Origin of the sequence: Pseudomonas sp. EA_35y_Pfl2_R5, assembly GCF_963970805.1 — a bacterium.
In the GTDB taxonomy this organism is placed as follows: Bacteria; Pseudomonadota; Gammaproteobacteria; order Pseudomonadales; family Pseudomonadaceae; genus Aquipseudomonas.
The window spans coordinates 142,537-157,721 of sequence record NZ_CAXAOW010000001.1 but is presented as its reverse complement, the minus strand read 5'-3'; the positions used below and the strand labels follow the sequence as shown (position 1 = coordinate 157,721).

Below are 15,185 nucleotides of genomic sequence, written 5' to 3'. Positions count from 1 at the left end.
CTATGGGTGATCGGCACGATTATGTCGCCCTGGAATGGGTTAAGGGCGAGATCGCGGAAACCCTGAAGCAGGCGCGTCAGGCCCTCGAGGCGTTCGTTGAGAACCCTCAGGACGCTACGCGCATGCGTTTCTGCCAAACCTATGTGCATCAGGTGCTCGGCACCCTGCAGATGGTCGAATTTTTCGGTGCGGCGCTGCTGGCTGAGGAAATGGAACAGCTGGCCGGCGCCCTGATCGACGGCCGGGTGACCAATCAGGGTGAAGCCCTGGAAGTGCTGATGCAGTCGATTCTGCAGCTGCCGGTGTACCTTGACCGTATCCAGACTGCCCGCCGCGACCTACCTATGGTCGTGCTGCCTCTGCTCAATGACCTGCGCGCTGCGCGCGGCGAAAAACTGCTCTCGGAAACCAGCCTGTTTGCCCCGGATATGTCCGGTCGCACGCCGGCGCTGCCCCATGAAACCCTTGACCAGCTGCGCACCGCCGAACTGCCGGTGTTGCTGCGCAAACTGCGGCAAATGCTGCAAATGGCCTTGGTCGGGGTGATTCGCAATCAGGACCTGCCGACCAATCTGGGCTATATGGCACGGGTGTTCGCGCGCCTGGAGAACCTCTGCAAGGACTCGCCACTCGGCCCGCTGTGGCAGATTGCCTCGGGCGTGATCGAAGGCCTTGCCAATGGCAGTGTGACCAATGGCACCTCGATTCGTACCTTGTTGCGTCAGGTCGATAAGGAGCTCAAGCGCCTGCTAGAACAGGGCGCCGATGGCCTTAACCAGGCTGCTCCCGACGAGCTGAGCAAGAACCTGCTGTTCTATGTGGCCAAGTCGTCGGCGCAATCGCCGCGTGTGCGTAATCTCAAAGAACAATATCGCCTCGACGATGCGCTGCCGGACAACGATGTTGTCGACGAAGAGCGGGCTCGCCTGGCCGGTCCGGACCGCGACGCCATGCGTTCGGTAGTCGCCGCACTCTGTGAAGAGCTGGTGCGGGTTAAGGACAGCCTCGATCTGTTCGTACGCAGCGACCGCACGCAGGTTGCCGATCTGGATGCCCTCGCTGCGCCACTCAAGCAGATTGCCGACACCCTCGCCGTGCTGGGGTTCGGCCAACCGCGCAAAGTCATTGCCGACCAGCTTGATGTGGTCAACGGCCTGGCCAAGGGCCAGGGTGAGCCAAGCGATGCAGTGCTGATGGATGTTGCCGGCGCACTGCTGTACGTCGAAGCGACCCTGGCTGGAATGGTCGGCCCCGCGCAGGACGGTGGCCATGAAGAAAGCCATCTGCCCACCACCGACGTGGCGCAGATTCACCAGCTGGTGATCAAGGAAGCGCGCAACGGACTGGAGCAGGCCAAAGACGCGATCATCGAATTTATCGCCTCGCAGTGGAACCATGAGCACCTGGCCCGTGTTCCCGATCTACTGACTCAGGTGCGTGGCGGCCTGGCGATGATTCCGCTGCAGCGTGCCGCTGACCTGCTGAATGCCTGCAATCGTTATATCCAAGAGCAGCTACTGGCGCGCAAGGCCGTGCCCAACTGGCAGAACCTCGACACCCTGGCGGACGCCATCACCAGCGTTGAGTACTACCTTGAGCGCTTGGCTGAAGACCACGCTACCCAGGGTGACCTGATTCTTGACGTGGCCGAGGAAAGTCTGGAAAGCCTGGGCTACCCGCTGAAAGAGAAACCCTCGATACTCGACCGCGTCGAGCCGCCCGTAGAGTCCTTCGCGCCGTTGGCCGATCCGTTGGACGATATGGAAGTGCTCAGCGCCGAACCGGAGCAGCCTGCTGAGGTTGAACCGAGCCTGGAACCGGTGGTCGACGAACCCCTGAGCCTGGATCTGGCAGACGATCTCAGTGCCGAGTTTGCCGATCTGGATTCGACAGCGATTGAAGCGTCATCCAGCGAGGCTGAGTGGGCTAGCGAGGCACCCGCTGCCGATCTTGAACTGATCGATTTCAGCATCGACCTGCCCGACGCCGAGCCCGTGCCGCTGGTTGAAACTCAACCAGAACAGCCGTTCGCTGGCGAGGAGATGCAGCTCGGCAGCTTTGAACTGGATGAGACCGACAGTCCGGCCAACTGGAACGAGGCTGAACTGGCCGCTCTCGAGTTGCCTGAAGTCGAGCTGCCAAGCGCTTCGCTGAGCGAAGAGCCTGAGAAACCTGTAGCCGAAAAAGCCCTGTCGATGGCTGACGTGATGGCCGCGCCAGTGCAAGCAATAAACCCGCCGGCTCACGATGTGCCGCCGAGCCTGCTGCCGCCACCGGCTGATGAAGAGCCAATTGATGAAGAGTTGCTGGAAGTCTTTATCGAGGAAGTGGGTGAAGTGCTCGAAACCATTGGCGAGTACTTCCCGCAGTGGTGCGCCGACACCGACAACAAGGATGCACTGACCGAAATCCGCCGGGCTTTCCACACCCTCAAGGGCAGTGGGCGCATGGTTCGTGCTCTGGTCATTGGTGAGCTGGGCTGGTCGATTGAGAATTTGCTCAACCGCGTGCTCGACCGCAGCATTCAACCTGGCGCCGAGGTACAGCAGGTAATCGCCGATGTGGTCGAGCTGATGCCTGCCCTGGTCGATGAATTTGCCAATAAAGCACAACGTCAGCGTGACGATGTTGACCACCTGGCAGCGACGGCGCACGCCCTGGCCAAAGGCCGAAGCCTCCCAAAACCTCAAGCCCCGGTTGAGCAGGTAGCGGAGCCCGAGGGCAGTCCAGTTGCTACCGCCGAACGTGTTGAGGATGACGACGGGCTAGATCCGCAGTTGCTGGAAATTTTCCGCAACGAAGCTGAGATGCACCTCGATACCCTGGTTGGCTTCCTGGCCGATTGTGCTCAGGAGCTGCCGCAGCCCGTTACTGACGACCTGCAGCGTGCCTTGCACACCCTCAAGGGCAGTGCCTCGATGGCCGGTATCCAGCCAGTGGCTGAGATCGCTTCACCGTTGGAAAAGCTGGTCAAAGAATTCAAAACCAACCTGATCCCGATGGACCTGGCCGAAGCGGAGCTGCTGAGTAGCGCCGAGAAACTCTTCCGCCTGGGTCTTGAGCAGCTGGAAAGCCAACCGCTGGCCGTCTTGCCGGGTGCTGCCGAGTTCCTTGAGCGCGTGCAGAAGCTGCACAGTGACCGCCTTGAGCATGCTGAAAACAGCCGCCAAAGTGATCAGGGTGATAAGCGCGATCCGCAGATGATCAGCATCTTCCTTGCCGAAGGCATGGATATCCTGCTGGATGCCGAGGACCTGTTACGCAAATGGCGCGAACACCCGTCCGAGCGTCAGGAGCTGAGTTCCCTGCTGGACGAGCTGACTACCCTCGGCCGCGGCGCCGAAATGGCCGAGCTGCCGCAGATCGATGAGCTTTGCGAAGCCTTGCTTGACCTCTATGGTGCGGTCGAAGAAGGCCGCCTGGCGGTCAGCGAGCGTTTCTTCAGCGAAGCAGAACAGGCACACGAAGCCCTGATCGGCATGATGGATCAGGTCGCCGCCGGCCTGCAGGTCAGCGCGGCTCCTGAGCGCGTAACGGCCCTGCGCAACTTGCTGATGGAGGCGCTGGATCCAGACACCCTGGCGTTACTGTCGAACAACGGTGACGGCGGTATCGAGATTGTTGAGCTGGCTGATGCCACTGCCGCGCTGGAAGAGCTCAGCCCGGCTGAGCCAGATGAGCTGATTGAACCGCTAGAGCTCGACGCGCCTGACGTTGAAGAACTGCCCGCGCCTGCCGAGGCCGTCAGTGAGCCTCTTGCCGAAGCACCGGCTGCCTCACTATATGAATCGCTCGATGAAGAAATGGTATCGATCTTCCTCGAAGAGGCAGTCGATATTCTGGAAAGTGCTGGTCAAGCGCTTGAGCGTTGGTTAGCCGACCCAGATAACAAAGCCGCTCTATCATCACTGCAGCGCGATTTGCATACCCTCAAGGGTGGCGCGCGCATGGCCGAGATTCGTCCGATTGGCGATCTTGCCCATGAGCTCGAGTCGTTGTACGAGGGCTTGGTCGACCGCCGTTACAGTTTTTCGCAACCACTGGCGAACCTGCTGCAACAAAGCCATGACTCACTGGCCCAACTGCTGGAACAGCTGCAGGCACGTGCCCCCATGCATTCGCCGCTGGAACTGATCGAGGCCATTCGCAGCTTCCGCCAGAGCGGCGGACAAAACTTGCCAGTGACCCCGGCTAGCTCCGAGCCTGTTGCCGAAGCCGAAGCCGAAGCCGAAGCCGAAGCCGAAGCCGAAGCCGAAGCCGAAGCCGAAGCCGAAGCCGAAGCCGAAGCCGAAGCCTTGCCACCGATCGAGTCACTCGATCTGGCAGAGCCTGAGTCTGTTGAGCTGCCGCAGATTGAAGAAGAGATCGACTTTGGCATGCTGGTGGATGCTCCGCACGAGCCGCTGGAGATCGAAGAGCTTGAGCTGCCTGCTGCTGAATTTGACGAACAACCGTTGGTCGAATTCGATGGCGAACCTGAAGCCGAGCTTGTTCCGATCCCTGAAACTGAGCCAGAGCCAGAGCCAGAGCCAGAGCCAGAGCCAGAGCCAGTCGCTGTTACTGCACCTGCCGTATTTGATGACGAGCGCGATCCGGAGCTGGTGGAAATCTTCCTTGAGGAAGGTTTCGACATCATCGACAGCGCCGGTGCGGCGCTGCAACGCTGGATGGGGGACGTCAACAACAGCCTGGAACTGGAGTCGCTGCAGCGTGATTTGCACACCCTCAAGGGTGGTGCACGTATGGCCGAGATCCGTGAAATCGGTGACCTGGCCCATGAGCTGGAATTCCTTTACGAAGGCCTTGGCCAAGGGCGTTTGCGTGCCAGCCAGGATCTATTCACTCTGCTGCAAGCCTGTCACGACAGCCTGGCCGAGATGCTCGAAGCGGTACGCGGCAAGCGCGGCGTACCGAGTGGCGAAGCGCTGATCGAAACCATCAAGCGGTTTCGCGCCAACCCGGATGAGCAACTGAGCATGCCGTCTTCGGTAGCCCTCAAGGCCGCCGAAGCCCAGCAGGATGACGATGCCGAATCTGACATCCTCGACATCTTCCTTGAGGAAGGCGATGACCTGCTGGAAGCCATGGAAGTCGCCATCGGCCGTTGGGAGGCTGACCGTGAAGACGGCGCCGCCATCGACGATATGCTGCGCATCCTGCACACCCTTAAAGGTGGTGCACGACTTGCCGGGCAAAAGCGCCTGGGCGATCTGACCCACAGCCTCGAGCAGCACCTGACCGAAGCGCAAGCCCAGGGCGCGCCTTGGCCGCAGAGCCTGTTTGTCGATGTGCAGTCAGGCTTCGAAGGCTTGCAGCAGGAACTCGACGCGCTGCGTCAGCGCCTGAATGACAGCCTGGTGACCGATACGGCCAGCCAGCAAGCGGCTGCTCCAGTTGCCGAGCAAGCCGCGCGCCTGCCGGAACTGAGTACGCCGATTGTTGCGGCCAGCGCCATGCCCGCCAAGGAGCTGGTGGCCAAGGTGCTGCCGTTCGTCCGTCGTGCCGAAGAAGCTGCGCAAGAAGCGGCTTCCCGTCGCGCGCCGCAGGAACTGGTCAAGGTCCCGGCCGAGTTACTCGAAGGCCTGGTCAACCTGGCCGGTGAGACATCGATTTTCCGTGGCCGTGTCGAGCAGCAGGTCAGTGACTTCGGTTTCACCCTGAGTGAGATGGAAGCCACCATCGACCGCGTGCGCGATCAGTTGCGTCGTCTCGATACCGAAACCCAGGCGCAAATTCTCAGCCGTATTGAGGCTGAAGCCGAGCGTATGGGCTATGAAGATTTCGACCCGCTGGAAATGGACCGTCACTCGCAGTTGCAGCAGCTCTCGCGTGCACTGTTTGAGTCGGCTTCCGACTTGCTCGACCTGAAAGAAACCCTGGCCGCGCGTAACCGCGACGCAGAAACCCTGTTGCTGCAACAGGCGCGGGTCAACTCCGAACTGCAGGAAGGCCTGATGCGTACGCGCATGGTGCCTTTCGACCGTCTGGTGCCGCGTCTGCGCCGTATCGTGCGGCAGATTTCCGGTGAGCTGGGCAAGCAGGTCGAGTTCGTCGTTGGCAACGCCGATGGCGAGATGGACCGTACCGTACTCGAACGTATCGTCGCGCCACTGGAACATATGTTGCGTAACGCCGTTGACCACGGTATCGAAGCGGCTGGTGTGCGTCGCGCAGCCGGTAAGCCGGAACAGGGCACCATTCGCCTGGCGCTGGGCCGTGAGGGCGGCGATATCGTCCTGACCCTGGCCGATGACGGCGGCGGTATTCGCCTGGAAGCGGTGCGGCGCAAGGCCATCGAGCGCGGCTTGATGGACGCCGACTCCGATCTGACCGACTACGAAGTGCTGCAGTTTATCCTCGAGGCCGGTTTCTCCACTGCCGAGAAGGTCACGCAGATTTCCGGGCGTGGCGTGGGAATGGACGTGGTCCATTCTGAGGTCAAACAGCTCGGCGGCTCGATGAGCATCGAGTCGATCCCCGGTACTGGCACCACCTTTACCATTCGCCTGCCGTTTACCGTGTCGGTCAACCGCGCGCTGATGGTGCTGTCGGGTGAAGACCTCTACGCCATTCCGCTGAACACCATCGAAGGTATCGTGCGGGTCTCCCCGTACGAATTGGAAGCCTACTACGCGCCGGATGCACCGCGCTTCGAGTACGCCGGGCAGAGCTATGAACTGCGCTACCTGGGCGACCTGCTGAACAACGGCCAGCAGCCCAAACTGGTTGGCCAGAGCCTGCCGCTGCCGGTGATTCTGGTGCGCTCCAAGGAGCATGCCGTAGCCGTGCAGGTCGACTCCCTGGCTGGTTCGCGCGAGATCGTGGTGAAGAGCCTCGGTCCGCAGTTCGCTGGCGTTCACGGGATTTCCGGTGCAACCATCCTCGGTGACGGTCGCGTGGTGGTGATTCTTGACCTGCTGGCAACCATTCGCGTGCTGCATGCGCATTTGCTTACCCAGCTGACGCCGCGTCTGCTCAAGCAGTCGGCAACGGCGGCGGAGATCGAAGCGGATCGGCCGACCCTGGTCATGGTGGTCGACGATTCGGTCACCGTGCGCAAGGTCACCAGCCGTCTGCTCGAGCGTAACGGCATGAACGTGCTGACCGCCAAGGACGGTGTCGATGCGATCTCGCAGCTGCAGGAGCGCAAGCCCGACATCATGCTGCTGGACATCGAAATGCCACGCATGGACGGCTTCGAAGTGGCCACCCTGGTGCGCCACGATGAAGGCCTGAAAGACTTGCCGATCATCATGATTACCTCGCGTACCGGTGAAAAGCACCGTGAGCGGGCCATGAGCATTGGTGTCAACGAGTACCTTGGTAAGCCTTACCAGGAGTCCTTGTTGCTTGAAACCATTCAGCAACTGGTGGGCCGCCACCCGGTAAACCGCACATGAGTGAGAAAACTGCAGCCCGTATTGCGGTTATTGCCGACACCTCACTGCAGCGCCATGTGCTGCAACAGGCGTTGACTGGTAGCGGCTATCAGGTGGTGATGAACAGCGACCCGGCGCGCCTCGATCAGGAAACCCTGAACGCCTGCGAAACCGATCTGTGGCTGGTTGATCTGGCGCAGTCGGAAGACTTGCCGCTGGTCGACAGCCTGATGGAAAGTGCCTCGGCCCCGGTGCTGTTTGGCGAAGGCCACGCACCTGAGCGTCATTCGGAAAACTATCCGCGCTGGGAACGCCGCCTGTTCGGCAAGCTGAAGAAGCTGGTTGGCGATCCATCTCAGGCCGTTGGCCCGAGTCTGGAAGCCCTGCTGGCTGAAGCGCAGCGTCCATCGCGTCTGGATTTGCCGGCTGAGCTGGCGGACACCCCGCTGGTAGCCGGCGAGCCGGCGCGTCAGGTGTGGTTGCTGGCGGCCTCCCTGGGCGGCCCAGCTGCTGTAAAAACCTTTCTCGATGCCTTGCCGGGCGGTCTGCCGGTGGGGTTCGTGTATGCCCAGCATATCGATGCGAGTTTCGAGAGCGCGCTGCCGCAAGCGGTGGGACGCCACAGCCAGTGGCATGTGAATCCGGCGCGGCATGGCGACCCGGTGCGTTGCGGTGAAGTAGTCGTAGTGCCGATTAGTCATGAACTGGGTTTCAGTGATGACGGCCAGATGCAGATTTCCGAGCGCGGCTGGCCTGAACCCTATAGTCCTTCGATCGATCAGATGATGCTTAATCTGGCCCAGCATTTTGCTGCACTGAGCGGTGTGATCGTTTTCAGCGGCATGGGCAGCGACGGCAGCGCCGCAGCCGCCTATGTGCGTCGCCAGGGCAGTGTGATCTGGACCCAGCGCGCGGACAGCTGCGCCTGCCCGAGCATGCCGGACAGCCTGCGTGAAGGTGGTTACAGCAGCCTCAGCGGTGACCCGCGCGAGCTGGCCGCTGCCCTGGTCAATCACCTGGCCGAGCAGTGCCGATAATCCGGGGCCATGCCCTGTACAGGAAATTCACATGAGCCAAGCCGTCGCCACGCAGAACAGCGCCAACAGCCTTACCGGCCTGTTGATGCCGCTGACTGACCGTACTCTGCTGCTGCCCAACGTCGCGGTGGCCGAGCTGATCCCTTATCGCGCACCGCAAGTCAGTGAAGGCATGCCCGGCTGGTTCCTCGGGCAGATTGCCTGGCGCGATCTGCGCCTGCCGCTGCTGTCGTTCGAGGCCGCCTCGGATGGACAGGTTAGCGTCAGCCCTGGCTCGCGGGTGGCGGTGATCAACGCTCTCGGCGGTCGCCCGGCAGTGAAATTTATTGCCGTGCTGGTGCAAGGCATTCCACGCTCAATCAAAGTCGGTGCCGAGCTGGTACGCGCCGATGTCGCCCTGTCGCCGTTGGAGCTGGATGCGGTGCAATTTGGCGAGGCTGTGCTGAAAATTCCGGACCTGATTGGTCTGGAGCAGAAGCTGGCGGATGCCGGATTGATCTGACCGATAACAAACAAAAAAGCCCGCGCTAGCGGGCTTTTTTATGGCGCTGATGTGGGCCTAGAAATCGCCCCACAACTGCTGCGCCACGCTTAATGCTACGACCGGCGCGGTCTCCGTGCGCAGCACGCGCGGGCCGAGGCGGGCGGCGTGGAAGCCCTGGGTCTTGGCCAAGGTGACTTCGTTGTCGTTTAGACCACCTTCCGGGCCGATCAGAAAGGCCAGCGATTTAGGCTGTGGGTGGCTGGCCCAGGGTTCGGCGACCGGATGCAGCACCAGTTTCAGCTCGGCGGTTGCCTGCCCCAGCCAGTCGTTCAGACTGATCGGCGGGTGAATAATCGGCAGCACCGAGCGGCCGCATTGCTCGCAGGCGCTGATCGCCACTTGCCGCCAATGCGCCATGCGCTTGTCGGCGCGTTCATCCTTGAGGCGCACTTCGCAGCGCTCGCTGACGATCAGGCTGATTTCATTGGCACCCAGTTCGGTGGCTTTCTGAATGGCCCAATCCATGCGTTCGCCGCGGGACAGACCTTGGCCCAAGTGAACATGCAGCGGTGATTCGGTCTGGCCGGCAAAGGCTTCGCGCAATTCGACGCGCACGCTTTTCTTGCCCACCTCAATCAGCTCGCCCCTATATTCCTGGCCGCTGCCATCGAACAATTGCACCGCATCGCCCACGGCATGCCGCAACACGCGGCCAATATAGTGAGCCTGTGCTTCCGGCAGCTCGTGCTGGCCGAGGGAGAGGGGGGTATCGATAAAGAAACGGGAAAGGCGCATGGATTGATCGCAGCAGCGGCACAGTTGAGGCGGCAAGCTTAACGCCTTAGGCGTGCCGCATACAGCCGGCGAAGTCTGAACGCTTAGATATCCGTAGGGTGGATGACGTTCTTTTCATCCACCAGGCTAGGGCAACGGTGGATGGGTAAAACGTCAGCTACGCGCCCCGATCCACCCTACATCAGCCCGGATCGCGAAAGCCTGGGTAGTTGGTATTGCCTTGCGCCACGCTGACCGAGGTGCGGGTGGCGATGTCGATACCTTCGCTGGCCACCTCGGCGAGGAAGTCGATCTGCTCGGGTGTGATTACATAGGGCGGCAGGAAGTACACCACGCTGCCCAGTGGCCGCAGCAATGCGCCACGCTCCAGGGCATGCTGGAACACCTTGAGGCCGCGACGTTCCTGCCAGGGGTAGGCGGTCTTGCTGGCCTTGTCCTGCACCATTTCAATGGCCAGGGCCATGCCGGTCTGGCGCACCTCGGCGACATGCGGGTGGTCGGCCAGGTGCGCGGTGGCGCTTGCCATCTGTGCGGCCAGGGCCTTGTTGGCTTCGATTACATTGTCCTGTTCGAATATGTCTAAAGTCGCCAGGGCGGCCGCGCAGGCCAGCGGGTTGCCGGTGTAGCTGTGCGAGTGGAGGAAGGCGCGCAGGGTCGAGTAGTCCTCGTAGAACGCCTCATACACCTCGTTGGTGGTCAGGCAGGCGGCCAGCGGCAGATAGCCGCCAGTCAGTGCTTTCGATAGGCAGAGAAAATCCGGGCGAATACCGGCCTGTTCACAGGCGAACATCGTCCCGGTGCGGCCGAAGCCGACGGCGATCTCGTCGTGGATCAGGTGCACGCCGTAGCGGTCGCAGGCTTCGCGCAGCAGCTTGAGGTAGATCGGGTGGTACATACGCATACCGCCGGCGCCCTGGATCAGCGGCTCGACGATTACCGCCGCGACCTGATGGCTATGCTCGGCCAGTGTCTGTTCCATGGCGGCGAACATGTTGCGCGAATGTTCTTCCCAACTCATACCCTCGGGGCGGTGGTAGCAGTCCGGGCTGGGTACCTTGATGGTGTCCAGCAGCAGCGCTTTGTAGGTGTCGGTAAATAGCGCAACATCGCCCACCGACATCGCCGCGATGGTCTCGCCGTGGTAGCTGTTGGAGAGGGTAACGAAGCGCTTCTTCGCGGGTTTGCCGACGTTGAGCCAGTAGTGAAAGCTCATTTTTAGCGCAACTTCGATGCAGGAGGAACCGTTGTCGGCGTAGAACACCCGGTCCAGGCCTGGTGGGGTCATGTTGACCAGGCGCTCGGACAATTCGATCACTGGCTGATGGCTGAAACCGGCGAGGATCACATGCTCCAGCTGATCGACCTGATCCTTGATGCGTTGATTGATTCGTGGGTTGGCGTGGCCGAACACGTTGACCCACCAGGAGCTGACCGCGTCGAGGTAGCGTTTGCCGTCGAAGTCCTCGAGCCACACACCTTCGCCACGCTTGATCGGCACCAGCGGCAGCTGTTCGTGGTCCTTCATTTGTGTGCAAGGGTGCCAGAGCACTTTCAGGTCACGCTGCATCCACTGGTCATTCAGGCTCATCGCTGTACTTCTTCCTCGGCTCGCAATCATCTGCACCAAGCCTATCAGAAGCACTGCGCTGGATGGACGGCACAACCACGGGTGGATGGCCCAGGAACCCGTTGATCTTCTCTATCATGCCGCCTGTAGCCTGGCTGCTGAACTTTGCGGAATGCCTCCAGCCTAAAGCGGCTGAGGTAAAAAGCAAAAACTACGTATCGTATTTCCCGATATTTCAAAGCGAAAATTTCCGCTTTTAGCCGATAGGTTTATTGTTAGTCTTGCTCCACTCGCGGTTCTAGTCCTTCTTTCCGGAAAGTTTTTAATGCAATGGCGTAATAGCACTTCTCACTACGGCCTGGTCAGCATCGTGCTGCACTGGTTGGTAGCGCTGGTCGTGTTCGGTCTGTTCGGCCTGGGTTACTGGATGGTCGACCTGGACTACTACAGCAGCTGGAGGCAGACCGCACCGGACCTGCACAAGAGCATCGGCCTAGTGCTGTTTGCCGTGATGCTCGCCCGGGTGGTGTGGCGCAGGGTTAGCCCGCCGCCAGCAAGCTTGCCCAACCATGGGCGGATGACACGCCTAGCCAGCAAGCTGGGTCACGGCTTTCTCTATCTGGGGCTGTTTGTCCTGATGATTTCTGGTTACCTGATTTCCACGGCAGACGGTCGTGGCATCCCGGTATTCGGTCTGTTTGAAGTGCCAGCCAGTTTGACCAGCATTCCCGATCAGGAAGATATTGCCGGACTGGTGCATGAGTACCTGGCGTGGACGCTGGTGATCTTCGCCGGTGTGCATGCTCTGGCTGCGTTGAAACACCACTTTATTGATCGCGACCGTACGCTTGCGCGGATGTTCGGTCGCTAGTTCTGTTTGTTGTTTCCGGGGCTGGATTGGCCCCATCCCACACTCACAAGGAGCATGCCCATGTTGAAGAAAACCCTCGTAGCCCTGGCGCTTGGTGGCGCACTGATCGGCGCTGGTCAGGCGATGGCGGCTGACTACGCCATCGACAAACAAGGCCAGCACGCTTTCGTCAATTTCAAGATCAGCCACCTGGGCTACAGCTGGCTGTACGGTACGTTCAAGGACTTCGACGGCAGCTTTAGTTTCGACGCCGCCAAGCCGCAGGACAGCAAGGTCAACGTGACGCTGAACACTACCAGCGTCGACACCAACCATGCTGAGCGTGACAAACACATCCGCAGCGATGATTTCCTCAACGTCAGCGAGCACCCAACGGCGACTTTCGCGTCCACATCGGTCAAATCCACCGGTGAAGGCACTGCCGATATCACCGGCGACTTGACTCTTAATGGTGTGACCAAGCCTGTGGTGATTGCCGCCAAGTTTATCGGTGAAGGAAAAGACCCATGGGGCGGGTACCGTGCCGGCTTCGAGGGCAGCACCACCCTGAAGCTGAAAGACTTCGACATCAGCAAAGACCTGGGCCCAGCCTCGGAAAGCGTCGAACTGATCATCTCGGTTGAAGGCGTCCGCAAGTAAGACTGCCTGGATGGGTTAGTCGCGCAGCGGCTTAACCCGTCCCTGCTCTGAGCTACACAAACAAAAACGCCGCCCAATGGGCGGCGTTTTTGTGTGCGGCTAGCAGGCTGTTGAAAAACTACCTGCGTTGCCATCGCGGCGTTAAAAACAGGCTCACAGCCGAAGGCTGAACGTGCTTTAGCACGGCCCCGAAGGGGTGAGCGAAGCGAATCAAATGCTCATTTACAACTCGTAAACTTCGCTTTTGACTCACTGCGTTCGCCCTTCGGGCCAGCCTACGGCTGTTACTTCGCTGCGCTGCGTTTCGCCTGTTATTGCCTTGCGCTGGCTGCCTCGCCAACGTTTTTCAACGGCCTGCTTCGCGGACTATGACTCTTCGCGGTTGCGCGTCAGCAGGGCCGGCTTTTCGCCGCGCGGACGTGCGCTCGCCAATTCGTCAAGCTGCTCCGGTGTCGGGAAGCGGTCCAGGCGTGAGCCCTTGTGCACGATCACCGGTTGCTTGTCGCGTGGGCTTTTCACTGCCGCTTCTTGGCGTGGCAGCTCATCGCGGTTCAGCGAGGTGGTGCGTGTATCACGTGGTGGACGTGCACGGCCGGAACCATTACGGCCCTGACCACCTTGGCCGCCACCCCCAGCGCCCTGACGACGGCCTTGCCCGCCAGCATTGGCAGCACCGCCATTGCTGCGCGCAGGCTTGGCTGGGCGAGCCCCCTGGCCGGCGTTCGAACCGTTTGCCGCAGGCGCACCGGGCCGACGGCCACGGTTCTGCTGCTTGTTCTGGTTCGGGCTTACATAATCGGCACGGTTGCCGAAATTGTCGATTTCATCGTCGCGGAACTCGTCCGGCGCGCGGTCCGGAGGCAGGGTCGGCACGGCTGGCGCTGCGGCGCGGCTCGAAGACGAATTGCGCGACTGTTGGTTGCGCCCGCCCTGGGGCTTGCTGCGGTTATTGTCACGGCCGCTGTCCTTACCCTTGTCCTTGCGGCCGCCGCCATGGCGTTCGCCTTCCGGCTTGGCGCCGCGTGGCTGGCGTGGTTTCTGCGGCTCGCGGACTTCCGGGCGCTCAGCCTCGACCTTGCTGGCATCAAAACCGAGCAGATCGCCATCGGCGATGTTCTGCTTGGTCATGCGCTCAATGCCCCTGAGCAACTTCTCTTCATCCGGCGCCACCAGAGAGATCGCTTCACCACTGCGGCCCGCGCGGCCAGTACGGCCGATGCGGTGCACGTAGTCTTCTTCGATGTTTGGCAGCTCGAAGTTGACCACGTGTGGCAGTTGATCGATATCCAGGCCGCGGGCGGCGATATCGGTGGCTACCAGAATGCGTACTTTGTTCGCCTTGAAGTCGGCCAGAGCTTTGGTGCGCGCGTTCTGGCTCTTGTTACCGTGAATCGCCACAGCCGGCAGGCCGTGTTTATCCAGATACTCGGCCAGGCGGTTGGCGCCATGTTTGGTGCGGGTGAACACCAGCACCTGTTCCCAGGCGCCCGCGGTGATCAGGTGAGCGAGCAGGGCGCGCTTGTGGCTGGCCTGGACGCGGAATACCCGCTGTTCGATGCGCTCGACCGTGGTGTTCGGCGGCGTCACTTCGATGCGTTCCGGGTTGTGCAGCAGCTTGCCGGCCAGATCGGTGATGTCTTTCGAGAAGGTCGCCGAGAACAGCAGGTTCTGGCGCTTGGCCGGTAGCTTGGCGAGGACCTTCTTCACGTCATGGATAAAGCCCATGTCGAGCATGCGATCGGCTTCGTCGAGGACGAGGATTTCCACGTGCGACAGGTCGATGGCGCGCTGGTTGGCCAGGTCGAGCAGGCGACCGGGGCAGGCCACCAGGACGTCGACGCCCTTGGCCAGGGCCTGAACCTGCGGGTTCATACCAACGCCGCCGAAGATGCAGGCGCTGACGAATTTTAAATCGCGGGCATACAGCTTGAAGCTGTCATGCACCTGGGCGGCCAGTTCGCGGGTCGGTGTCAGCACCAGTACGCGCGGTTGTTTCGGGCCGTGACGCTGTTCGCGATCCGGGTGACCGTTGGGGAACAGTCGCTCGAGGATCGGCAGGGCAAAACCGCCTGTCTTACCTGTACCCGTCTGGGCCGCCACCATCAGGTCGCGGCCTTGCAACGCGGCGGGAATGGCCCGCTGTTGCACCGGAGTGGGTTGGGTGTAGCCGGCGGATTCGACCGCACGGACTAAAGCCTCGGAGAGACCGAGGGAGGCAAAGGACATGTGTAATCCTGTCTAGTGAGGGCTTGGCCCTATGGGGTGTATTGCCTGGCTTGAATCACGCTTGGGGGGCGCAATCCCGTCCGGTACTGCTGACCTCTGGGGGCTAGCATCCGGGCGCAAGCCTGGCGGGAAGGGCCGAGTATAACAGAGCGGCCGGTCTGTGCGAGTGTCTGCCTGCTCGGTGGTC

At 61.1% G+C, this 15,185-nt stretch carries 8 protein-coding genes; 5 read left to right on the top strand and 3 right to left on the bottom strand.

Translation table 11 applies throughout. The features are described 5' to 3' along the window. The first annotated feature begins 2 nt into the window (after window positions 1-2). Genes AACX99_RS00640 through AACX99_RS00630 form a run of 3 tightly spaced genes read left to right on the top strand, consistent with a single transcriptional unit; the run spans window position 3 to window position 8,918 of the window. Window positions 3-7,400: an Hpt domain-containing protein gene (locus AACX99_RS00640; RefSeq protein WP_339408922.1), complete on the top strand. Its 7,398-nt coding sequence runs from the start codon at window positions 3-5 to the stop codon at window positions 7,398-7,400. Then, complete coding sequence (locus AACX99_RS00635; protein WP_339408921.1) at window positions 7,397-8,416, top strand: chemotaxis protein CheB; 1,020 nt, start codon at window positions 7,397-7,399, stop codon at window positions 8,414-8,416. The genes AACX99_RS00640 and AACX99_RS00635 overlap by 4 nt, the downstream gene beginning before the upstream one ends. Window positions 8,417-8,447: 31 nt before the next feature. After that, complete coding sequence (locus tag AACX99_RS00630; RefSeq protein WP_339408920.1) at window positions 8,448-8,918, top strand: chemotaxis protein CheW; 471 nt, start codon at window positions 8,448-8,450, stop codon at window positions 8,916-8,918. Window positions 8,919-8,975: 57 nt separating this feature from the next. Here the strand turns inward: AACX99_RS00630 and AACX99_RS00625 are convergent, their stop codons facing one another. Together AACX99_RS00625 and AACX99_RS00620 are read right to left on the bottom strand one after the other, a co-directional pair. Then, complete coding sequence (locus tag AACX99_RS00625; protein ID WP_339408919.1) at window positions 8,976-9,695, bottom strand: 16S rRNA (uracil(1498)-N(3))-methyltransferase; 720 nt, start codon at window positions 9,693-9,695, stop codon at window positions 8,976-8,978. A 181-nt stretch (window positions 9,696-9,876) separates the two neighbouring features. Continuing rightward, a complete protein-coding gene (locus tag AACX99_RS00620; protein ID WP_339408918.1) occupies window positions 9,877-11,283 on the bottom strand; it encodes an adenosylmethionine--8-amino-7-oxononanoate transaminase in 1,407 nt (468 codons plus the stop codon). Between the two features lie 304 nt (window positions 11,284-11,587). Here AACX99_RS00620 and AACX99_RS00615 point away from each other — a divergent pair, with 304 nt between their 5' ends. Together AACX99_RS00615 and AACX99_RS00610 are read left to right on the top strand one after the other, a co-directional pair. Then, window positions 11,588-12,133: a cytochrome b gene (locus AACX99_RS00615; protein WP_339408917.1), complete on the top strand. Its 546-nt coding sequence runs from the start codon at window positions 11,588-11,590 to the stop codon at window positions 12,131-12,133. Window positions 12,134-12,193: 60 nt separating this feature from the next. Beyond that, window positions 12,194-12,772 (top strand): YceI family protein, encoded by a 579-nt coding sequence (locus AACX99_RS00610; RefSeq protein ID WP_339408916.1) that lies wholly within the window; start codon window positions 12,194-12,196, stop codon window positions 12,770-12,772. Window positions 12,773-13,138: 366 nt separating this feature from the next. On the opposite strand, the gene AACX99_RS00605 is transcribed toward AACX99_RS00610, so the two are convergent. Beyond that, the gene (locus AACX99_RS00605) at window positions 13,139-14,998 is read right to left on the bottom strand and encodes a DEAD/DEAH box helicase (RefSeq protein WP_339408915.1); all 1,860 of its coding nucleotides are present in this window, start codon (window positions 14,996-14,998) and stop codon (window positions 13,139-13,141) included. Window positions 14,999-15,185: the final 187 nt, after the last annotated feature.

What these genes read in the sequence shown, in the direction of transcription:
- AACX99_RS00620 (WP_339408918.1), bottom strand. Translation starts at nt 11,283, where the DNA reads ATGAGCCTGAATGACCAGTGGATGCAGCGTGACCTGAAAGTGCTCTGG.
- AACX99_RS00635 (WP_339408921.1), top strand. Translation starts at nt 7,397, where the DNA reads ATGAGTGAGAAAACTGCAGCCCGTATTGCGGTTATTGCCGACACCTCA.
- AACX99_RS00605 (WP_339408915.1), bottom strand. Translation starts at nt 14,998, where the DNA reads ATGTCCTTTGCCTCCCTCGGTCTCTCCGAGGCTTTAGTCCGTGCGGTC.
- AACX99_RS00640 (WP_339408922.1), top strand. Translation starts at nt 3, where the DNA reads ATGGGTGATCGGCACGATTATGTCGCCCTGGAATGGGTTAAGGGCGAG.
- AACX99_RS00630 (WP_339408920.1), top strand. Translation starts at nt 8,448, where the DNA reads ATGAGCCAAGCCGTCGCCACGCAGAACAGCGCCAACAGCCTTACCGGC.
- AACX99_RS00615 (WP_339408917.1), top strand. Translation starts at nt 11,588, where the DNA reads ATGCAATGGCGTAATAGCACTTCTCACTACGGCCTGGTCAGCATCGTG.
- AACX99_RS00625 (WP_339408919.1), bottom strand. Translation starts at nt 9,695, where the DNA reads ATGCGCCTTTCCCGTTTCTTTATCGATACCCCCCTCTCCCTCGGCCAG.
- AACX99_RS00610 (WP_339408916.1), top strand. Translation starts at nt 12,194, where the DNA reads ATGTTGAAGAAAACCCTCGTAGCCCTGGCGCTTGGTGGCGCACTGATC.